At 69.8% G+C, this 20819-nt stretch carries 21 protein-coding genes; 17 read left to right on the forward strand and 4 right to left on the reverse strand.

Annotation, left to right across the window (positions count from 1 at the left end):
* The first annotated feature begins 369 nt into the window (after positions 1-369).
* Positions 370-1359 carry a putative glycoside hydrolase gene (locus ND450_RS41155; RefSeq protein WP_253323426.1) on the forward strand — a complete coding sequence of 330 codons (990 nt, stop codon included), beginning with the start codon at positions 370-372 and terminating at the stop codon, positions 1357-1359.
* Here the strand turns inward: ND450_RS41155 and ND450_RS41160 are convergent.
* A complete protein-coding gene (locus ND450_RS41160; RefSeq protein ID WP_253323427.1) occupies positions 1356-2171 on the reverse strand; it encodes a universal stress protein in 816 nt (271 codons plus the stop codon). The genes ND450_RS41155 and ND450_RS41160 overlap by 4 nt on opposite strands.
* A 210-nt stretch (positions 2172-2381) precedes the next feature.
* On the opposite strand from ND450_RS41160, the gene ND450_RS41165 reads away from it, so the two are divergent.
* The 8 genes from ND450_RS41165 (at position 2382) to ND450_RS41200 (ending at position 12781) form a co-directional block, all read left to right on the forward strand.
* Positions 2382-3908, forward strand: coding sequence for a UDP-N-acetylmuramoyl-L-alanyl-D-glutamate--2,6-diaminopimelate ligase (locus ND450_RS41165; RefSeq protein ID WP_371927563.1), 1527 nt, complete (start codon positions 2382-2384; stop codon positions 3906-3908).
* Positions 3905-5365 carry a UDP-N-acetylmuramoyl-tripeptide--D-alanyl-D-alanine ligase gene (gene murF, locus ND450_RS41170; protein WP_253323428.1) on the forward strand — a complete coding sequence of 487 codons (1461 nt, stop codon included), beginning with the start codon at positions 3905-3907 and terminating at the stop codon, positions 5363-5365. Before ND450_RS41165 ends, murF begins: the two co-directional genes overlap by 4 nt.
* Positions 5362-6447 carry a phospho-N-acetylmuramoyl-pentapeptide-transferase gene (mraY, locus tag ND450_RS41175; protein ID WP_253323429.1) on the forward strand — a complete coding sequence of 362 codons (1086 nt, stop codon included), beginning with the start codon at positions 5362-5364 and terminating at the stop codon, positions 6445-6447. Before murF ends, mraY begins: the two co-directional genes overlap by 4 nt.
* Positions 6448-6451: 4 nt before the next feature.
* Positions 6452-7825, forward strand: coding sequence for a UDP-N-acetylmuramoyl-L-alanine--D-glutamate ligase (gene murD, locus ND450_RS41180; protein WP_253323430.1), 1374 nt, complete (start codon positions 6452-6454; stop codon positions 7823-7825).
* Positions 7826-8057: 232 nt separating this feature from the next.
* Entirely contained in the window at positions 8058-9524 is a 1467-nt protein-coding gene (ftsW, locus tag ND450_RS41185; protein ID WP_371927564.1) for a putative lipid II flippase FtsW, read from the forward strand.
* 28 nt (positions 9525-9552) lie between these two features.
* The gene (gene murG / locus ND450_RS41190) at positions 9553-10656 is read left to right on the forward strand and encodes an undecaprenyldiphospho-muramoylpentapeptide beta-N-acetylglucosaminyltransferase (RefSeq protein ID WP_253323431.1); all 1104 of its coding nucleotides are present in this window, start codon (positions 9553-9555) and stop codon (positions 10654-10656) included.
* A gap of 41 nt (positions 10657-10697) precedes the next feature.
* Positions 10698-12035 carry a UDP-N-acetylmuramate--L-alanine ligase gene (murC, locus tag ND450_RS41195; RefSeq protein ID WP_089917698.1) on the forward strand — a complete coding sequence of 446 codons (1338 nt, stop codon included), beginning with the start codon at positions 10698-10700 and terminating at the stop codon, positions 12033-12035.
* Positions 12032-12781: a cell division protein FtsQ/DivIB gene (locus tag ND450_RS41200; protein WP_253323432.1), complete on the forward strand. Its 750-nt coding sequence runs from the start codon at positions 12032-12034 to the stop codon at positions 12779-12781. Before murC ends, ND450_RS41200 begins: the two co-directional genes overlap by 4 nt.
* On the opposite strand, the gene ND450_RS41205 is transcribed toward ND450_RS41200, so the two are convergent.
* Together ND450_RS41205 and ND450_RS45825 are read right to left on the reverse strand one after the other, a co-directional pair.
* Positions 12778-13227: a hypothetical protein gene (locus ND450_RS41205; RefSeq protein ID WP_253323433.1), complete on the reverse strand. Its 450-nt coding sequence runs from the start codon at positions 13225-13227 to the stop codon at positions 12778-12780. The two genes, ND450_RS41200 and ND450_RS41205, sit on opposite strands and share 4 nt — an antisense overlap.
* A gap of 176 nt (positions 13228-13403) precedes the next feature.
* Positions 13404-13529, reverse strand: a complete 126-nt coding sequence (locus ND450_RS45825) for a hypothetical protein (RefSeq protein WP_256557389.1) — start codon at positions 13527-13529, stop codon at positions 13404-13406.
* Positions 13530-13981: 452 nt separating this feature from the next.
* On the opposite strand from ND450_RS45825, the gene ftsZ reads away from it, so the two are divergent.
* The 8 genes from ftsZ to ND450_RS41245 all read left to right on the forward strand — a co-directional run bounded on the left by ftsZ (position 13982) and on the right by ND450_RS41245 (position 20265).
* Positions 13982-15301: a cell division protein FtsZ gene (gene ftsZ, locus ND450_RS41210; protein WP_253323434.1), complete on the forward strand. Its 1320-nt coding sequence runs from the start codon at positions 13982-13984 to the stop codon at positions 15299-15301.
* Between the two features lie 271 nt (positions 15302-15572).
* On the forward strand, positions 15573-16277 hold the full coding sequence (pgeF, locus tag ND450_RS41215) for a peptidoglycan editing factor PgeF (protein ID WP_253323435.1): 705 nt from the start codon (positions 15573-15575) through the stop codon (positions 16275-16277).
* Entirely contained in the window at positions 16274-16972 is a 699-nt protein-coding gene (locus ND450_RS41220; protein ID WP_253323436.1) for a YggS family pyridoxal phosphate-dependent enzyme, read from the forward strand. The genes pgeF and ND450_RS41220 overlap by 4 nt, the downstream gene beginning before the upstream one ends.
* 67 nt (positions 16973-17039) lie before the next feature.
* Positions 17040-17696: a cell division protein SepF gene (locus ND450_RS41225; RefSeq protein WP_089917268.1), complete on the forward strand. Its 657-nt coding sequence runs from the start codon at positions 17040-17042 to the stop codon at positions 17694-17696.
* Between the two features lie 18 nt (positions 17697-17714).
* Complete coding sequence (locus tag ND450_RS41230; protein ID WP_089917696.1) at positions 17715-17990, forward strand: YggT family protein; 276 nt, start codon at positions 17715-17717, stop codon at positions 17988-17990.
* A 48-nt stretch (positions 17991-18038) separates the two neighbouring features.
* Positions 18039-18854 carry a DivIVA domain-containing protein gene (locus ND450_RS41235; protein ID WP_089917266.1) on the forward strand — a complete coding sequence of 272 codons (816 nt, stop codon included), beginning with the start codon at positions 18039-18041 and terminating at the stop codon, positions 18852-18854.
* Positions 18855-18869: 15 nt separating this feature from the next.
* A complete protein-coding gene (locus tag ND450_RS41240; protein ID WP_253323437.1) occupies positions 18870-19355 on the forward strand; it encodes a hypothetical protein in 486 nt (161 codons plus the stop codon).
* A 55-nt stretch (positions 19356-19410) separates the two neighbouring features.
* A complete protein-coding gene (locus ND450_RS41245) occupies positions 19411-20265 on the forward strand; it encodes a hypothetical protein (RefSeq protein ID WP_253323438.1) in 855 nt (284 codons plus the stop codon).
* Here the strand turns inward: ND450_RS41245 and ND450_RS41250 are convergent.
* On the reverse strand, positions 20262-20606 hold the full coding sequence (locus ND450_RS41250; protein ID WP_253323439.1) for a DoxX family protein: 345 nt from the start codon (positions 20604-20606) through the stop codon (positions 20262-20264). The genes ND450_RS41245 and ND450_RS41250 overlap by 4 nt on opposite strands.
* Positions 20607-20819 lie beyond the last annotated feature (213 nt).

Genomic DNA, 20819 nt, shown 5'->3' on the forward strand with positions numbered 1-20819 from the left:
TCGTCCCACGCGGGGCGCGCATTCTTGGTGGCGCGTCCCGGAAGTGCAAGGGCGTGCGTCACACCCAGGCGTGATCCCGGTGTTTTCACTGTGAAAACTTCTTCGTGTTGAGACGCATTTCATCACGTTTAATTCTTCGAAACCGGAGAGTTGAACGAGGTGAGGTTCGTCGTGCGTTCCATCGGATATTCGATCTTGGCTCTGTTGCTCGGAATGCCCGTCGTTCCCGCAGCTCAGCTCCCTGAGGACGAGCCTGGCGTGAAGTCGTACTGGCTGCACATGAACAGCACGAACGTTTCTGAGGAAATGATCGCGACGGAGGCTCGGCGACGTTCTTACGTCGTTCTGAACGCCTGGGAGACCGATCTTGTGGCGAAGTTGAAAAAGGCGAACCCGGAGATCCAGACGTTCGTCTACAAAGATCTCTCCTCGACTCGCAGCTACGCCTGCTCCGGCGGCACCGACGACGCCGACCTCCCCACCGGCGTCGGCTACTGCGCGGCCGACCCGTCCTGGTTCCTCACCGACTCCGCCGGCAGGCGCCTCGAGTACGGCGGCTACGCGGGCCACTGGCAGATGGACGTCGGCAACACCGCGTACCAGAACGCCTGGGCCGACAACGTGGTCGCGTCCTCGGCGAAGGTCTTCGACGGCGTCCTCATGGACAACGCCCTGTTCGCCTGCGACACCTACCACGAGGGCGTCTGCCCGGCCGCGTACCCGACCGACGCCGCGATGCGCGAGGCGTACCGCTCGATGCTCGCCAACACGAGGCAGAAGTTCGTGGACGCGGGCCTCAAGACGATCGCGAACATGTCCAACGCCCGCCTGTACGAAGGCGCGTGGGACTCGTACGTCGAACACCTCGACGGCGGCTTCGACGAGTGGTGGCTGACCTTCGGGGACTCCGACCTGCTCTCCGAGTACCCGCAGGGCTGGAGCAGGCAGCTGGAGCAGATCACCGCCAACGAGGCCAAGGGCAAGATCACCTGGGTCCAGCCGCACCACAGCGGTGCCGAGCAGCCGTTCCGCTACGCCTTCGCGAGCTACCTGCTGGCCAAGGGCGAGCACGCCGCGATCTCCGAGATCGAGAAGACCGACGGCTACGACGGTCCGTCGCGGTGGCGCGCCGAGTACGACTGGGACCTCGGCGCACCGCTGGGGGAGCACTACGAGATCGCGAAGAACGTGCACCAGCGCGACTTCGAGTGCGGCACGGTGATCGTGAACGCCAACAGGACAGGGAGCGCTCCGCACACCGTGCGTCTCGCCGAGACGCAGACCAACGAGCACGGCGCGCCGGTCACCTACGTGGTGGTGCCGGGAACGACCGGATCGGTGCTGCGCAAGGCCTGCTAGAGCGACACCCGGTCGTCCTGCATCGGCTCCTGCCGGGCGACCAGCACCGGGCACGACGCGTGGTGGAGCGCCGCCCTGGTGACGAGTCCGACCCCGTCGTGCTGCCCGCCGCGCCCCACCACGACGAGGTCGGAGTCCAGGGAGGCCAGCGCCTCGTGCGGGTGCCGCGACTCCACCAGCACCTCGGGCGTCAGCTCGGGAGCGGTGGTGCGCAGGAACAGCACGGCCCGCCGGACGGCCACCTCGTCGCGCGGCACCGCGTCGCCGTGCTGCGCCGGGAGGTGGACGTGCAGCAACCTCAGCCGCGCTCGGCGGGTGCGGCAGAACTCGACCGCGCGCCGCAGCACGACCGGGTCCTCGCACCCGCCGACGGCAGCGGTGATCCAGCCGTGCTCGCCGCGGATCGCCTGTGGACGTCCGCGCACCACCACGACGCCGCACCGCGCGCGGCGCAACACCGGGAGGACGAGGGACCCCAGACCCAGGCCGCGGTGCTGTTCTCCCTTGCACCCCAGGACCAAGGTCGCGCTCGAGTCCGACGCCCCCACCAGTGCGGCCACCGGGTCGTCCCCGCTCGGACGGAAGTGGGCGGTGAGCATGGGAAGCCGTTCCAGCACGCGCTGGACGGTCGTGTCACCGGGGTCCGCGAGGAACACCTGGAGGTCCGTCCTGAGCGACCACGCGTGGCGCGCCGCCCACTCGAACGCGTGGTACGCGGATTCGGACGTGTCCACGCCGACCGTCAAGGAACGACTGAAGTCCGGTGCCCAGAAGGAGAACCTCCTGGGTTCCACCGCCGTGCTAGTTCTCATCGCCGCCTCCTGCCGACTTACACCTCACCGCACGCGCACGAGTGGTCACAGGGCACTAAGTCACGAAGCGGGCAGGAACTTGTGCGGCCGGACGGGCTCGCTCACGAGCACCAGCGCGGGAGGCCACTCGAACGGCCCAGAACAGCGGATCATCACCCGAACGCCAACGCGCCGCTCGGCCACTCCGCGCAGGCCGGTAGCCTCTCGCCCGTGCCTGCCAAGCTCGAGGGCAAGGTCGCGACCGCCCCGCCCCGCCCCACCGCCATCCGCCCTGCTTCCGTGGCCGCTCTCGCCGCGGTCGCCGACGTGCACCTGACCAGGCCAGCACATGCCGACGTCCAGGTGACGGGGGTAACTCTGCGTGCTCAGCACGTGGTCGCCGGAGACCTCTACGCCGCGCTCCCGGGCGCGCACGTCCACGGTGCCGACTTCGCCGCGACGGCGATCGAGAACGGTGCCGTCGCCGTGCTCACGGACGAGGCCGGAGCCGCGCGCGACTCCCTCAAGGACGTGCCCGTGCTGATCCACCCGCGGCCCCGCGAGGTCGTCGGCCTGCTCGCCGCGCACGTCTACGGCCGGCCGTCGACGAAGGTGAAGCTGTGGGGTGTCACCGGCACGTCCGGCAAGACCACCACCACGTACATGATCGAGTCGGTGCTGCGCGCCGCCGGGAAGCACACGGGCCTCATCGGCACGGTCGGCACCCGCATCGGCACCGAGCAGCTCGGCAGCTCCCACACCACGCCCGAGGCGCCGGACCTGCAGGCGCTGTTCGCGGTCATGGCCGAGCGCGGGGTCACCGACGTGGCGATGGAGGTGTCGAGCCACGCGCTGCACATGGGTCGCGTCGCCGCCACCGAGTTCGAGATCGGCGCGTTCACGAACCTCAGCCAGGACCACCTCGACTTCCACGCGGACATGGAGGAGTACTTCCAGGTCAAGGCGCAGCTGTTCGACGGCCGCGCGCGCAAGGAGGTCGTCTGCGTCGACGGCGAGTGGGGTCCCCGCCTGGTCAAGGACGGCACCGTCACCGTCGCGACGACCAAGGACGCCGACTGGACCGCCAGCGACGTCGAGGTGAGCGCGACCGGTGAACAGACCTTCACCGCGCACGGCCCCGACGGCGACCTCCGCATCCACCTGCCGCTCGCCGGCAGCTTCAACATCGCGAACGCCCTGCTGGCCATCGCGTGCCTGCACCTCGAGGGCATCAGCGGCGAGGCGATCGCCGAGGGCCTGAAGAACGTCCAGGTGCCCGGCCGCATGCAGCGCGTCGACGAGGGCCAGGACTTCACCGCCGTCGTCGACTACTCGCACAAGCCCGCGGCCGTCGCGCTCGCGCTGGACGCCGTGCGTGCCAAGACCGACGGCCGGGTGATCGTCGTGCTCGGCTGCGGTGGCGACCGCGACCGGGCGAAGCGGCCGCTGATGGGCGAGGCCGCGGCGGAACGCGCCGAGGTGTTGATCATCACCGATGACAACCCCAGGAGCGAAGACGCGTCCTCCATTCGGGCCGCCATGCTCGAAGGGGCCCTCGCCACCGCGAACCGGGGCGAGGTGCTCGAGATCGGCGACCGGAGGCTCGCGATCCGCAAGGCCGTCGAGCTCGCACTTCCGGGGGACGTCGTCGTCGTGGCGGGCAAGGGGCACGAGACCGGACAGGAGATCGCCGGCGTGATCCACCCGTTCTCGGACGTCGAGACGCTGACCGCCGCGATCAGAGAGGCGCACCGTTGATCGCACTCACGCTCGCCGAGATCGCTGAGATCGTCGGCGGACGCCTGCACGCCACCGATGGCAGTCCGGTGGTCACGGGCACCATCGAGTTCGACAGCCGCAAGATCACCGCGGGTGGCCTGTACCTGGCCCTGCCCGGCGAGCGCGTGGACGGCCACGACTTCGCCGCGCAGGCCGTGGCCTCCGGTGCCGCCGGGGTGCTGGCGGGCCGCGAGGTCGACGCCCCCGCGGTCATCGCACCGCCGGTGGAGACCAAGCACGCCAACGCCTACGTGCTCGCGGGCGACAAGACCGGCGAAGGTGCGGCGGTGCTCGAAGCACTCGCCAAGCTCGCCCGCCACGTCACGGACCGCCTGAAGGACCTGACGATCGTCGGCATCACCGGCTCGGCGGGCAAGACGTCCACCAAGGACCTGATCGCCCAGGTGCTGAGCCCGGTCGGCGAGACCATCGCGCCGCCCGGGTCGTTCAACAACGAGCTCGGCCACCCGTGGACGGCGTTGCGGGCCACCGAGGACACCCGGTTCCTCGTGCTGGAGCTGTCCGCGCGCGGCATCGGCCACATCGCGAACCTGTGCGAGATCGCCCCGCCGAAGTTCGGCGCCGTGCTCAACGTCGGCACCGCGCACCTCAGCGAGTTCGGCTCGCGGGAGGGCATCGCGCAGGGCAAGGGTGAGCTGGTCGAAGCGCTGCCGGAGGACGGCGTCGCGATCCTCAACGCCGACGACCCGCTGGTCGCCGGCATGGCGAGCCGCACGAAGGCCAAGGTCGTGCTCGTCGGCGAGAACCCGAACGCCGACGTCCGCGCCGAGAACATCGTGCTGGACGAGCACGCCCGTGCGAGCTTCACGCTGAAGACGGCGAAGGGCGACGCGCAGGTCAAGCTCGGCCTCAACGGCACGCACCAGGTCGGCAACGCGCTGGTCGCCGCCGCCATCGCCCTCGAACTCGGTGCCACGCCGGAAGAGGTGGGGCAGCGACTCGGTGCCGCCGAACGGGTTTCCGCGCACCGCATGGACATCACCGACCGTCCCGACGGCGTGACGGTCATCGACGACGCCTACAACGCGAACCCCGACTCGGTGCGGGCGGCGCTCAAGGCGCTGGCGTCGATCGCGCGCTCCACCACGCCCGCCCGCCGCAGCTGGGCCGTCCTCGGCCCGATGGCGGAACTGGGCGACGACGCGGTGCGCGAGCACGACGAGATCGGCCGCCTGGTGGTGCGCCTCGACATCAGCAAGCTGGTCGTCGTCGGTGAAGCGGCCCGCGCGATGCACCAGGGCGCGCACCTGGAAGGATCTTGGGGAGACGAATCCGTCAGGGTGCCGGACGCCGACGCGGCCATCGCGTTGCTCCAGGGGGAAGTCCGGCCCGGTGACGTAGTGCTGGTCAAGGCATCCAACGCCTATCGCCTGTGGCGCATTGCCGAGGCCCTGCTGGAGGCAGGAACCAAGTGAAGAGCATCCTGATCGCGGCTGCGATCGCACTCGCGGTGTCGATCCTGCTGACGCCGTACCTGATCAAGATCTTCTCCCGGCAGGGTTTCGGCCAGGAGATCCGCGAGGACGGTCCGCAGCACCACAAGACCAAGCGCGGCACGCCGACCATGGGCGGTCTCGCCATCCTGGTCGCGATGTGGGCGGGCTACCTCGGCACGCACCTCGTGAACTCGATGTCGGCCTCGGCGTCCGGGCAGACCCCGACGGCGTCCGGCCTGCTCGTGCTGATGCTGACGACGTCGCTCGGCATCGTCGGCTTCCTCGACGACTTCATCAAGATCCGCAAGGCCCGCAACCTGGGCCTGAACAAGACGGCGAAGCTGGTCGGCCAGTTCATCGCGACGATCACGTTCGCGATCCTGGTGCTGCAGTTCCCGAACAAGGACGGCCTGACGCCCGCGTCGGTCAACCTGTCGTTCGTCCGCGACATCACCGTCGTCTCGTTCGGCGTCGTCGGGTTCATCGTCTTCTGCTACGGCATGGTCGCCGCGTGGTCGAACGCCGTGAACCTGACCGACGGCCTCGACGGCCTCGCCGGTGGTTCGTCGGCGATGGTGTTCGGCACGTACGTCGTGATCTCGTTCTGGCAGTTCCGCTACAACTGCTCGAGCTACGCCGTGGCCGGCTGCTACGACGTGCGCGACCCGCTGGACCTCGCGGTGATCGCCGCGGCCGCGATGGCGGGCTGCATCGGCTTCCTCTGGTGGAACGCGGCCCCGGCCAAGATCTTCATGGGTGACACCGGTTCGCTCGCGCTCGGCGGTCTCGTCGCCGGTCTCGCGATCGCGACCCGCACCGAGCTGCTGATGATCGTCATCGGTGGTCTGTTCGTGGTCGAGGCCCTGTCGGTGGCGTTGCAGGTCGCGGTCTTCCGCACCTCACGGCGGCGCCTGTTCCGCATGGCACCGTTCCACCACCACTTCGAACTGGCGGGCTGGGCGGAGACCACGGTCATCATCCGGTTCTGGTTGATGGCGGGCATCTGCTGCATGTTCGGTCTGGGTGTCTTCTACAGCGAGTGGCTGACGGGCGGTTTCTAGAGCTATGACCAAGCTGGCCGGAACCAAGGTGCTCGTCGCCGGTGCTGGGGTGACCGGCCGGTCCGCCGCGGAGGCGTTGCTCGCGGCGGGCGCCGAGGTCGTGGTGACGGACTCGTCGCCGGAACGACTGGCGGCGCTCGAGACCCTGCTCGAAGGCGTGGACCTGGTGCCCGGCCTGGCGGAACCCCCGGCCGGCACCTCCCTCGTGGTCACGAGCCCCGGCTGGCAGCCGTCGAGCCCGCTGCTCGCGGCCGCCACCTCGGCGGGCATCGAGGTGATCGGCGAGGTCGAGCTGGCCTGGCGGATGGCGGCCGAGCTGGCCGACCCGCCGGTGTGGCTCGCGGTCACGGGCACGAACGGCAAGACCACGACGGTCGGCATGCTGGAGTCGATCCTGCACGCCGCCGGTGCGGACGCCGTGGCCTGCGGCAACGTCGGCCTGCCCGTCGTGGACGCGCTGCTGGCCGGTCGTCGGGTGCTCGCGGTGGAGCTGTCGAGCTTCCAGCTGCACTGGGCGCCGTCGGCGCGGCCGCAGGCGGGCGTGCTGCTGAACCTCGCCGAGGACCACCTCGACTGGCACGGCGGCATGGACGCCTACGCGCAGGCCAAGGCGCAGGTCCTCACCGGTGAGGTGGCGATCGGCTGGCTGGAGGACGACCGGGTCGTCGACCTGCTGGAGGCCGCGCCCGCCAAGGACAAGGTCGGGTTCACCCTCGACGAGCCGGAACGCGGGCAGCTCGGCGTGCGCGACGGCTGGCTGGTCGACCGCGCGTTCGCCGACGACGAGCCGCTGGTCGAGGTCGCGAAGATCCGTCCGGCAGGCCCTCCCGGCATCGCGGACGCCCTGGCGGCCACGGCTCTGGCGCGCGCGTACGGCGTGCCGTCGGAGGCCGTGCGCGAGGGCCTGGAGGCGTTCGAACCGGCCGCGCACCGCGCCGTGCTGGTCACCGTGGACGCCGCCGACGTGAAGTACGTCAACGACTCGAAGGCGACGAACCCGCACGCGGCGGTGGCGTCCCTGCGGGCGTTCGACAGCGTGGTCTGGATCGCCGGCGGGCTCCTGAAGGGCGCCTCGGTGGACGAGATGGTCCGGACGGAGGCTCATCGCCTGCGAGGTGCCGTGCTGATCGGTGCGGACCGCGCGGTGATCGCGGAGGCGCTGGCGAAGCACGCGCCGGACGTGCCGGTGCGGGTGCTCGACCTCGCCGGTGACGCGGACCCGATGCTCGCGGTCGTGCGCGAGGCGCAGGAACTCGCGCAGTCCGGGGACACGGTCCTCCTGGCTCCCGCGGCGGCGTCGATGGACATGTTCAGCGACTACGCGCACCGCGGGCAGGCGTTCACGGATGCCGTCAGGCACCTCACGGGTGGTCGGTAGGGTGGTGGAGTCGTGACCGCCGACCTCCACCGCGTCTTCCGGCGCTCAGCAGGGCGCCTCGTGGCACCGGCCCCGCGCCCCCGTACAACCCGGTACGAAGGCGCGGGGCCGGTGCCACGATGCACCCGTCTGACCGTCGAAATACGGGGCGAAGGCCAGCGGTCACGACTCCAAGGGGCGACACGCCCCAGGAATCCCCGTTCGAGCGCTTGACACAGGAGACGATGATCTGGTGACCGTCGTCGCCGACAAGCCGAGAAGCAAGCGGAAGGGTCGTCCCGCGGGCCGCGTCGCCTCGTTGCGCACCGGCCTGACGTCGTGGCTGGGCCGCCCGCTCGCCGATTTCCACCTCCTGCTCGCGATCTTCGGCATGCTCACCGTGCTCGGCCTGGTGATGGTGCTGTCGGCGTCGGCACCCGGCCAGGTCGCCTCGGGCGTGTCCGCGTACAGCGTGTTCCAGAAGCAGCTGATCTACGTCTGCATCGGCGCCGTGCTGTTCTGGGTGGTGCTGCGGTTCCCGTTGCGCAGGCTCCGGCACTTCTCGACGGCCGCGATGGGCGTCGGCGTGCTGCTGCTCGCGCTGGTGCTGACTCCGCTCGGCGACGTGCGCGGTGGTGCGCGGTCGTGGTTCACGGTCGGGCCGGTGTCGTTCCAGCCGATCGAGGCCGTGAAGCTCGCGCTGGCGCTGTGGGGCGCGCACGTCCTGGTGACGAAGAGGGCGCTGCTGTCGCAGTACCGGCACCTGCTGGTACCCGTCGTGCCGGTCGCGATGCTGGTGTTCGCGCTGGTCATGCTGCAGCCCGACCTCGGTGGCACGATCACGCTCGGCGTCGTGCTGATCAGCCTGCTGTGGTTCGTGGGCGCGCCGATGCGGTTGTTCGGCGTGATCGCCGCCGGTGCGGTGGCGGGCGCCGTCGTGCTCGCGATCGGTGCCGCGTACCGGCTGCAGCGCGTGACGACGTTCCTCAACCCCGACGCCGACCCGGAGGGCGCCGGTCACCAGGCGCGGCAGGCGATGTTCGCGCTCGCCGACGGCGGCCTGTTCGGCAAGGGGCTCGCGCGGGGCAGTTCGCAGTGGCGGTACCTGCCCAACGTCGAGTCGGACTTCATCTTCGCCGTGATCGGCGAGGAGCTCGGGTTCGTCGGGTGCGCGCTGGTGCTGGCGCTGTTCGGCGGGCTCGCGTGGGTGGGCCTGCGGATCGCGTCGCGCAACACCGACCCGTGGATCCGGATCGTGTCCGCGACGCTGACGGTGTGGCTGGTCGCGCAGGCCGCGATCAACATCGGCTACGTCGTGCGGCTGCTGCCCGTCACGGGCCTCACGCTGCCCCTGATCTCCTCCGGCGGCACCTCGGTCGTGATCACCATGGTGGTGTTCGGCATCCTCGCGAACTGCGCGCGGCACGAGCCGGAAGCCGTGTCGGCGCTGCGGTCGCTCGGTCCCGGCCGGGTCGGCGGCCTGCTGCGGCTGCCCGCGCCCGAGGCGTACCGGGTGCCCTCGAAGCGCAAGCCCGTCCGCCCCTCCACACCGCCGCGCGCACCAGGGCGTTCTCGGACGCAGCAACTTCCGGTGGTGGACGAACGTCGTATGGCTGGACGCTCCGCTCCGCCTTCGGAGTACCGTCGCCGCGATTCGCGGCGCACACAGAGCCGTTCAGAGCTTGGCCGGTCGACCCGCGGTCGCGGGCGACCGAACTGAATTCGATCACCTACCTTCGGGAGAAGTCTTGACCGGGCACCCTGCCCCCAGTGGTCCGTGCGTCGTGGTCGCAGGTGGTGGCACCGCGGGTCACATCGAGCCGGCACTGGCGCTGGCCGACGCGGTCATGCGGCTGCGGCCGGACGCGCGTGTCGTCGCGCTCGGCACCGAGCGCGGCCTCGAGAGCAAGATCGTCCCGGCTCGCGGGTACCCGCTGGAGCTGATCCCACCGGTGCCGATGCCGCGCAAGCCCACCCTCGACCTGCTGAAGCTGCCGCTCAACGTGCGCGGCGCCGTGAAGCAGACCCGCGAGGTGCTGGACCGCGTCGGCGCGGACGTCGTCGTCGGGTTCGGCGGCTACGTGGCGCTGCCCGCGTACCTGGCCGCGCGGGGACGCGTGCCGATCGTCGTGCACGAGGCGAACGCCAAGGCCGGTCTCGCGAACAAGGTCGGCGCGAAGTTCGCCGAGCACGTCGCCGCGGCGGTGCCGGACTCCGGCCTCACCGACGCGCAGATCATCGGCATCCCGCTGCGCCAGTCCATCACGTCGCTGAACCGCGCGGCGTTGCGCGACGAGGCCCGCCGCTTCTTCGGCCTCGACCCGCACGCGCCGGTGCTGCTGGTGTTCGGCGGCTCGCAGGGCGCGCGGTCGATCAACGAGGCCGTGGCGCCCGTGGCCGCCGAGTTCGCCCGTGCGGGCGTGGGCGTGCTGCACGCGTACGGCCCGAAGAACAACATTGCGGTGCAACAGGTTCCGGGCCGCCCGCCGTACGTGCCGGTGCCGTACCTGGAGCGCATGGACCTCGCGTACGCCGCCGCGGACGCCGTGCTGTGCCGTTCGGGCGCGATGACCGTCGCCGAGGTGTCGGCCGTCGGCCTGCCCGCGGTGTTCGTGCCGCTGCCCATCGGCAACGGCGAGCAGGCGCTGAACGCCGGTCCGGTCGTCTCCGCCGGTGGTGGCATCCTCGTGCCCGACGAGGAGCTCACGCCGCAGAAGGTCGCGTCGCTCGTGGTGCCGCTGATGGCGGACCGCGCCCGGCTCGCGCAGATGTCCGCGGCGACGCTCGGCACCGGCCGTCGCGAGGCGGACGAGGTCCTGGCCCGCACAGTTCTGGATGTGATCAAGAAGTGAGCCTCGAACGCGTTCACCTCGTCGGCATCGGTGGTGCCGGCATGAGCGGCATCGCCCGCATCCTGCTGGCGCGCGGCGTGCAGGTGTCCGGTTCGGACGCCAAGGACTCGCGGACCGTGCTGGCCCTGCGCGCCCAGGGTGCGCGGATCGCCGTCGGTCACGACGCCGCGAACCTGGACCAGCTCCCCGGTGGCCCGACCGAGGTCGTGGTGTCGACCGCGATCAAGGACACGAACCCGGAGTACGCGTCGGCCCTCGAGCGCGGCATTACCGTGCTGCGCCGTGCCGAGGCCCTCGCGGCGCTGATGGAAGACCATCGCGTCGTGTGCGTCGCCGGTACGCACGGCAAGACGTCGACCACGTCGATGCTTACCGTCGCGTTGCAGCACTGCCGCCTCGACCCGTCGTTCGCCATCGGTGGCGACCTGAACGAGTCCGGCGCGAACGCCCACCAGGGCACCGGTGGCGTGTTCGTGGCCGAGGCGGACGAGTCCGACGGCTCGTTCCTGTTCTTCTCGCCGTCCGTCGCCGTCGTGACGAACGTCGAGGCGGACCACCTCGACCACCACGGCACCGTCGAGGCCTACACGGCCGTGTTCGACTCGTTCCTCGACCGGATCGTGCCCGGCGGCGTGCTGGTGTCCTGTGTGGACGATCCCGGCGCGGCGCGGCTGATCGCCGAGGCCCGTGCGCGCGGCATCCGCGTGCGCGAGTACGGGCGTTCGGGGGCCGACGCGCGCCTGGTCGACTACAAGCCGTTCGAGTCGGGCGGCCTGGCGTCGGTCGAGATCGACGGCGTGCCGGTCGAGGTCCGGGTCGCGGTGCCGGGTGAGCACATGGCGTTGAACGCCGTCGCTGCTCTGCTGGCAGGTCTGGAACTCGGCGCCGACCAGACCGGTCTGCTGGAGGGCCTGGCCGCGTTCGGCGGTGTGCGGCGGCGGTTCGAGTTCAAGGGCCGCGGCGGTGGCGTGTCGGTGTACGACGACTACGCCCACCACCCGACCGAGGTCGACGCACAGCTGCGTGCCGCGCGTCCGGTCGCGGGCGCGGGCCGTCTCGTCGTGGTGTTCCAGCCGCACCTGTACTCGCGGACCCGCACGTTCGCCGTGGAGTTCGCGGCGGCGCTGTCCCTCGCGGACGAGGTCGTCGTGCTCGACGTCTACGGCGCCCGCGAGGAGCCGGAGCCGGGCGTGACCGGTGAGCTGATCGCCGGCCAGGTCACGGCCTCCGTGCACTACGAGCCGTCGTTCGACCGGGTGCCGTCGCTGGTGGCGTCGCTCGTGCGCGAGGGCGACCTGGTCGTGACCATGGGCGCGGGCGACGTGACGATGCTCGGCCCCGAGATCGTCAGCGCGCTGGCGACCGAAGAGCAGGCATGAGCGCCCCGGTTCGCGGCAGGTCCACGCGAGTTCGCCCCGCGAACCGGAGACCGAAGAGCGCCGAGTACCGGGCGCGGCGCAGGGTCATCCTGCGCCGCCGCCTGGTCGCGCTGCTGACGGTGCTGTCCGTGGTGGCGTTGGTCTACTGCGTCTTCTTCACGCCGTTGCTCGGCGTGCGCCAGGTCGACGTCCGCGGCAACACGGCCCTGACCGAGGACGAGGTCCGCGCCGTGGCGGCGATCGAGGCGGGATCCCCGTTGGTGCGCCTGGACCTCCAGGAAATTCACGACCGCGTCGCGGGCATCCCGCGCGTGGCCGCCGTGGAGGTCGAACGCCAGCTCCCCGGCACGGTCCGCCTGCTGCTCACCGAACGCAGCCCGGTCGGCTCGGTGAAGCTGCCCGACGGCTTCCACCTCGTCGATTCCACCGGCAAGGACTACGCGGTGGTGCCGGCGGCGGCGCAGGGCGTGCCCGAACTGGTGCTCACCCTGCCGTCGTCCTCGGACCCGGCCACCCGCGCCGTGGTCGGCGTGCTGAACGAGCTGCCCGAGAAGCTGCGGCCCGAGGTCGTGTCGGTGGCGGCGACGACCGGTGCCGACGTGAAGCTGACCCTGACCGGTGAGCGCGTGGTGAAGTGGGGCAGCTCCGAGGACACGCCGCGCAAGGGCGCCGTGCTGCTCGTGCTGCTCACACGGGAGGGCAAGACCTACGACGTGTCGTCGCCCGACCTGGCCACGGTGTCCTAGCCGAGGGTCAGGTGGAAGCCTTCGGCCTCGGCCGCCTGCTGGGTCTTCCAGATGACACCGCGGTTGGCGTTGCCGATCTTCGCGCCGTAGAGCCGCTCTCCCTTGGGAACGCCGCTCACGGCGAAGTTGAACTTGCACGAGCCCAAGCCGGTCATCAGGGTGCCGACCGCGAGAACCTCGTTGTCCTGGTTGACGATCTCGACCTGGCCACCGAGCGTGATGTCGCTGTAGCCGCCGGAACCGCAGGAGCCGTTCACGGTCATCGACCCGTCGACGTCGAACACGGCGGGCGACGAGGACGCGGACGGCGCGTTCGAGGGCGCGCCGGCGGAACGGAGCAGGTCGGGGCCAGTGGCTCTGCCGAGCCCGAAGCCGAGTCCGCCGGCCGTCAGCGCGACGAGGGCGAAACCGATCGCCAGCCACGGCGGCCGACGTCTCGGGGGCACCTCGGGCCCGACGGTCACTACAGGTGGAAGTGTTTCCACGGTGGTCCTTCAGTTCGAGGGCGTGACGGCTAACGCCGTGGAGCCGGTGGCCTCGACGGCGTGGGGAAGCGGCGCGTCCGCCGGTGCGCGGACCTGCGGATCAACGGGGAGCACACGGCAATCTCCTCGGCTCGCCGTCAGCCGTTCGGCCTCAGCCGCGCCAGCGCGACCCGTACGACGAGGCTGCCCAGCCTGCTCGTGACGAGTTCCAGGACGATCGCTTCGACGACGAGCGAACGCACGGACGCGGGTGCGGGTGCCAAGACGTGCCTCCAGGGTGGTGAACGACTACACGTGCTCATCGGAGAGCCACCGGCGGTATTAGCCGGTTTGATCGTTGTCACCCGAAGGAAGTACTCAAGGCCGGGGCGGGGTGTTCGGTGCCGACTCCCGCGGTGACCGAGCTGATCACCGGAAAAGCGGTGGAACCGGCGAAGGCATGGGCGAGACGATCTCTGATTCGGCGTCCGACTAGGCTTGTGGTGCGTCGTCCTCAGGACCATGCGGAACTACTTGACGGCACGACCGGGGAGTAGTAGCGCACAGTGTTGGGACCCTACGGCGTGGCTGCTGGACCGACGTGCCGCCGGTGCTTACCGTCCAGCAGGAACATATGGGGTTGACATAACTCTGAGCCTCGAGGAGAGGTTGAGAGTTTCAATCCGGGTGCATCACACCCACCACAGCACGGACCACGATCAGGAAGGCGGATCCGATGACGCCCCCGCACAACTACCTCGCGGTGATCAAGGTCGTCGGCATCGGTGGTGGCGGTGTCAACGCCGTCAACCGCATGATCGAGGTCGGGCTCAAGGGCGTCGAGTTCATCGCGGTGAACACCGACGCACAGGCCTTGCTGATGTCGGATGCCGACGTCAAGCTCGACATCGGCCGTGAGCTGACGCGCGGCCTCGGCGCCGGCGCGAACCCGGAGGTCGGGCACAAGGCCGCCGAAGACCACCGCGAGGAGATCGAGGAGGTCCTCAAGGGGGCCGACATGGTCTTCGTGACCGCCGGTGAAGGCGGCGGCACGGGCACCGGCGGCGCGCCGGTGGTGGCCTCGATCGCCCGCAAGCTCGGCGCACTGACCATCGGTGTGGTGACGCGCCCGTTCTCGTTCGAGGGCAAGCGCCGCGCCAAGCAGGCCGAGGACGGCATCCAGGCCCTGCGCAACGAGTGCGACACGCTCATCGTCATCCCCAACGACCGGCTGCTGCAGCTCGGCGACATCGGCGTGAGCCTGATGGACGCCTTCCGGTCCGCGGACGAGGTGCTCCTCTCCGGTGTCCAGGGCATCACCGACCTGATCACGACCCCCGGTCTGATCAACCTGGACTTCGCCGACGTCAAGTCGGTCATGTCCGGCGCGGGCTCCGCGTTGATGGGCATCGGCTCGGCCCGAGGCGAGGGAAGAGCGGTCCAGGCCGCGCAGAAGGCGATCAACTCGCCCCTGCTCGAGGCCTCGATGGAGGGCGCGCACGGCGTGCTGCTGTCGATCGCCGGCGGCTCCGACCTGGGCCTCTTCGAGATCAACGAGTCCGCCTCGCTGGTCCAGGAAGCGGCGCACCCGGACGCGAACATCATCTTCGGTACGGTCATCGACGACTCCCTCGGCGACGAGGTCAGGGTCACGGTGATCGCGGCCGGGTTCGACGGCGGCGGACCCACGCACAAGAAGCTGGAGCCGACGGCGTTGTCTTCGCCGCCGCGGACGGCCAGCGGGCCGATCGCTTCCGCTTCGGCTGCGCCCACGCACGCTCCGGTGGCTCAGACCCCGCCGGTTCAGCACGTTCAGCCGGTCCAGCAGCCCGTGCAGCAGGTCCAGCAGCCCGTTCAGCCTGAGGTTCGGCAGGCGCCTCCTGCGCAGCCGCCTACCAGCGTGCCGCCTCAGCCCTCGCCGGTTCAGGGGAACGGGTACGTGCCCTCGGTGCCTCGGTCGTTGTCGTCGCCCAACGGGTCTCTGCCTTCTCGGCCGGTGCCGGTCACGGACGATCCTGACGATGAGGTGGATGTTCCGCCGTTCATGCGGCGGTGAGCTTTTGAGGGACCCCCTGAGCTGGTGGCTCAGGGGGTCTTTTTTGTGTGCCTTGTTTTGCGTCTGGCTGGGATTGCGGGCGGCCTGTTGCTGTTGCGTGCTTCCCCTGGGGCTCTGCCCCAGACCCCGGCAATCTGAGATGGGGGCCAGCGCTGGGCAGGCTCTTTGCTGAAGACGGCTCGCCTGCGGTATCGCACCCCTCAACCCGCCTGCCTTCCTGCCCCGCCGGTGGGCGCGCGGCGCGTGGAGGCGTGCGAACTAGGGTGTAGGCGTGCGCATTCGTCGTGTTGTCAGCACCCGCGCCGGTGGCGTGTCCAAGGGTCCCTACGAGTCGTTCAACCTCGGCGACCACGTCGGGGACGACCTCGAGGCGGTCGAGGCCAACCGGGCTCGTCTTGCCCGGGGCATCGGGCTTGCGCCCGACCGGTTGGTCTGGATGGAGCAGGTGCACGGGCGGACCGTTGCCACGGTGGACGGGCCCGTCGCCGAGGCGCTTGAGGCCACTGATGCCGTTGTGACGAAACAGCAGAATCTCGGGCTGGTCGTGTTGACGGCCGACTGCGTGCCCGTGTTGCTCGGTGACGAAGAGGCCGGCGTTGTCGGGGCTGTGCACGCCGGGCGTGTCGGGGCTCGGGTCGGGGTGGTGGTCGAGGCGCTCAAGGCGATGATGGCGTTGGGGGCCGAGCTCGAGCGCATCGAGGTGTTGCTGGGGCCCGCTGTGTGTGGTGAGTGCTACGAGGTGCCCGCTGACATGCAGAAAGACGTTGAGAAGCACCTGCCTGGCAGTGCGTCCAAGTCGCGGAGGGGGACGCCTGCGTTGGACCTTCGGGCCGGGTTGTGGAACCAGCTGGCGAGCGCCGGGGTCGGGAAGATCGGGGTCGACCCGCGGTGCACGTTCGAGGAGAAGGACCTGTTCAGCCATCGGCGGCAGGCTCCTACCGGGCGGCTTGCGTCCGTTGTCTGGATCGAGCCGTGAACCGGACGCAGGAGTTGCGGGAGAACCTCGCCGAGGTCGAGGAGCGCATCGCCAAGGCGTGTGAGGCGGCGGGGCGGTCGCGGGATGAAGTGATGTTGCTCGCGGTGACGAAAACCTGGCCCGCGAGCGATGTGGAGATCCTTTATGAGCTCGGTCTCCGCCACTTCGCGGAGAACCGCGATCAGGAGGCGAGTGAGAAGGTCGGCCAATTGAGACATCTCGCGGACGCGAGGTGGCACATGGTCGGGCGGTTGCAGCGCAACAAAGCGAAATCCGTCGTCGAGTGGGCCGATCAGGTCGACTCCGTGGACAGCGTCCGGCTGGCCGAGGCGCTGGCGAAGGCGGCGCACGCCCGGGGCAAGAAGCTCGACGTGTTGTTGCAGGTCAGCATCGACGGGGACACGTCGCGGGGTGGGGTCGCGATTCCGGACGTCGGGGAACTGGCTGGCGTGATCACTCGTTCGGGTGATCTTATTCTGCGAGGTGCGATGACTGTCGCGCCTCGGACGATGAAGCCATCGCAGGCGTTTCAGGCGTTGGTTTCGGTGGTATCTCGCCTACGTGATGATCATCCCACTGCCATCGGAGTGTCAGCGGGAATGAGTGGTGACCTGGAAGATGCCATCTCGCACGGATCGACCTGTGTGCGTGTCGGAACGGCGTTGCTCGGCAACCGGCGACTAACCTCGCCATAGGTTGTCGGGAACCTCGGGACCGTCCGCACCGTCCCTAAGAGTGGGGAACCGCCGAGGAGGGGCTGGAATGAGCGCTTTGCACAAGCTGAAGGCCTACTTCGGGATGGTCCCCGCCGAGTACGCAGACGACCCCGGCTACGACGACGACCGAGGTCGCTACGGCGACTACCGGTCCGAGTACGCGGCCGAGGCCGACGACTACGACCCGTATCCGCGGCGCAGCCGCGTGTTCACACCGGGCCGGTCGGAGCTCCAGGGCTCCGGGTACCGGCCCGACATCGACGAGTCGGACGACTACGAGCCGGAGTCGCGGCGCGGGGGCAGCCCCTCGAGCACGCGGCGCTGGAGTGCCGATGCACCCGTGCACGGCGCACTCGCGGTCGAGCCGCAGCGCGAGCCCGTGAGCAGGCTGCGTCCGGTCGCCGCCGAGCCGGCAGGCAACCCGTTGGCGCGCATCACCACGCTTCACCCCCGTAACTACAGCGAGGCGCGCACGATCGGGGAGCACTACCGGGACGGCACGCCGGTGATCTTGAACCTGACCGACATGGACGACGCGGACGCGAAGCGCCTCGTCGACTTCTCGGCCGGCCTCGCGTTCGCTCTGCGCGGGTCCATGGACAAGATCACCAGCAGGGTGTTCCTTCTCTCACCGCCGAACGTTGACGTCACGGCGGAGGACCGGCGGAAGCTGGCGGAGGGTGGGTTCTCCAACCACGGTTAGAGTTGACCCGTGGACCCCATCCTCCTCGTCATTTTCTACGTCCTGTTCGCGTTCTCCCTGTTCCTGACCGCGCGTGTCGTGGTCGAGATGGTGCGGACGTTCGCGAGGGAGTGGCGCCCGGCGGGCGGCGTAGCCGTGACGCTAGAGACCGTCTACACGGTCACCGACCCACCGGTTCGTGCACTGCGTCGGGTGATCCCGACCGTGCGGATCGGAGGCGTCGGGCTGGACCTATCGATTATTGTGCTGTGGCTGGTCGTTATCATTCTGATGCGATTCGCAGATCCCAGGTGACGGGGAACCGTGGGATGACCGCAGCCCAGGAGTGCGAGAGGTGATCCGATGCCGTTGACCCCCGCTGATGTGCACAATGTTGCATTCAGCAAGCCGCCGATTGGCAAGCGGGGCTACAACGAGGACGAGGTGGACGCGTTCCTCGACCTGGTTGAGGGCGAACTGGCCCGCTTGATCGAGGAGAACAACGACCTCCGTCAGCAGGTCGAGCAGCTCGACCAGCAGCTCGAGACCGCGCGTGCAGACCTCGACGACGCGCGTGCGAAGGCTTCTTCCGGCCCCATGACGAGCCGTATGCCGGTGGAGGAGCCGCGCCGCCTGGCGCCGGTCCCGCCGCCCACGGTGATGGAGCAGACGTCCCCCGGTGGTGGCGGAGACCACCACGTGCAGGCCGCGAAGGTCCTGGGTCTCGCCCAGGAGATGGCGGACCGGCTGACCGGCGAGGCCAAGGCCGAAGCGGACGGCATGCTGTCCGAGGCCCGCACGAAGTCCGAGCAGCTGTTGTCCGAGGCTCGCGCCAAGGCCGACACGATGGTCAACGAGGCGCGCACGCGTGCCGAGACCATGCTCAACGACGCGCGGACGCGTTCCGAGACGCTGGAGCGGCAGGCCCGTGAGAAGGCCACCGCGCTGGACCGTGACGCGCAGCGCAAGCACGCTGAGGTGATGGGCAACATCACCCAGGAGAAGAACACGCTCGAGAAGCAGATCGACAAGCTGCAGACGTTCGAGCGCGAGTACCGCACGCGACTGAAGACCATGCTCGAGTCGTCCCTGCGCGACCTCCAGGACCGCGGCCCGGCCGCTCCGTCCGAGGGTCGTTCCCAGGGCTACTCGTTCGGCGCACGCGCCGAAGCGGGCTGAACTACTGTTCGCTAGGTGCTCTTCGTAGTTCTACTTCTGGTGCTGGCTGCCCTCGGGTTGCTCGTGCCTGCGCTGACCACGTCCAACACGATCTGGGCGTGGTCGTCCGTGGGCGCGAGCGTGCTCGCCGCCCTGGTCCTCGCATGGGACTGGTGGCGGAGGCGACCGGGGGACCCCGCAGCCGACGCGCAGAGTGTAGATCAACTAGCTCGAGATGATGATCAACGGGTGGACGAGCCGGCGACAGCCGACACGCCGCCCGCTGACGAGGAACCACCGGAAGAGGACACCGACGCGGCGGACCTGCTCGTCGTGGCCGATCTGGTGGACGAGGTGCGGGTGCTGGACGAACGGCCCCGCTACCACCTGAGCTCGTGTTCCTGGCTCGCCGGGAGGCCCACGCTGGGTCTTCCGGTGCAGGAGGCACGGCAGTTGCAGTTCACGCCCTGCGCTGTGTGCACCCCGGACGCGGTGCTCGTGCGCAGGAGTCGCGCCACGTGACGTGGACTACCGCATTTGGCGGACCGGCGGAGTGATCACGCGCTAAGAACGACTCATGTCACTGAGATCGTTGCTGCGCGTGGTGCTCGTCGCCGCGTTCGTCCTGGTGTGCGCCGCTCCAGCGACCGCCCAGCCCGACAGGGAACTGGACCGCTGTGTTCCCGCTGGTCTGCGCAACGAGGCGATCAGTTTCCGCACCGAGGACCACGTCGTGCTGCACGGTCTGGTCCTGGGCAGCGGGACGAGTGGTGTTCTGCTCGCCCCCGGTGCGGTCGAGTCCGTCTGCGCGTGGTTGCCGCTGGCGCGCGAACTCGCGGACGACGGTTACCGGGTTCTGCTCTACCAGTCGCGCTCGGGCCCGATCCCGACCGGCTCGTTCCGGTACGACCTGGACCTGAGAGCCGCTTCCCTCGAACTCGGCCGTCTCGGTGTCACCTCGGTGGTGGCCGGCGGCGCCGGTTCCTCCGCCACGGCGGTCGCGGCGACGGCGGAGAAGATCGCGGGTCTGAAGGGCGTGGTCCTGCTCTCCCCGTACGCGGGCGCGATCATCGGCACCGACCTCGACTCCGCGGCGGGCCTCAATGCCGTGCGGGTGCCGTCACTCGTCGCTGCCGCGCAGGACGACGTCATCGACGTCCAGGAGTTCGGCGGCGGCAGAAGGGCCATGGCCGACGAAGCACGTCAGGTGGCCGGTGCCGTTCAAGGCTCCAGGCTGCGGATCGTGCCGGGCGAGGCCGCGGGAACCGAGCTGATCGAGGACCCGGCCATGAGGGACGAGGTGCGGGCTTTCGTCCGCGAGGTCGCGCCCCCGCCGACGTTCGTCGAGCGCTGGAAGGCGCCGATCACCGGCGTCGTGCTGCTCGTGCTGGTGGTGGCCGGCGTGGTCGTCCTCCGCAGGCGGAGCTCTTAGCGGTCCAGGAACAGCAACGTGCTCAGCAACGCCAGCAGCACGAGGTCGAGGACCACGCCGGTCGGCTTCGAGTCGTAGCGCAGCCGCGTGATCGTGGCGCCGACCATCAGCAGCCCGAGCCCGACCGTGGCGGCGTGCGCCACCCACTCCCACGTGACCAGACCGACCACCAGGCCCGCCGCGCCCGCCCACTCCAGCGCGCCGATGGTGCGCCACAGCGCCGGGTTCATCCGGAAGTGGTCTCGGGCCTCCAGTGACGCCTTCGCCCCGAACAGCTTGCCCGCGCCCGTCGCGACGAAGAGCAGGGCCAGCACGATCGACAACGCGATGGTCAACGTCATCCGGCGAGCATACGGTTTGCGCGCCCCCGTACCCTGTAACCACAGGCACCGATCCGGCCATCACCGGGGAGCCTCCGGAAGAACGGGCGCGAGCGCCTCAGTAGAACCGGACGGGACCGGCCCGTCACAGCCGAAGAACGAGAGGCTCACCCCCGAGGTGAGCAAGCGGGGTGGTACCGCGGCCCGCCGAGCCACATCGGCGTGTCGTCCTCG

The sequence above is a fragment of the Lentzea sp. HUAS12 genome (genome assembly GCF_024125735.1).
Taxonomy (GTDB): Bacteria; Actinomycetota; Actinomycetes; order Mycobacteriales; family Pseudonocardiaceae; genus Lentzea; species Lentzea albida.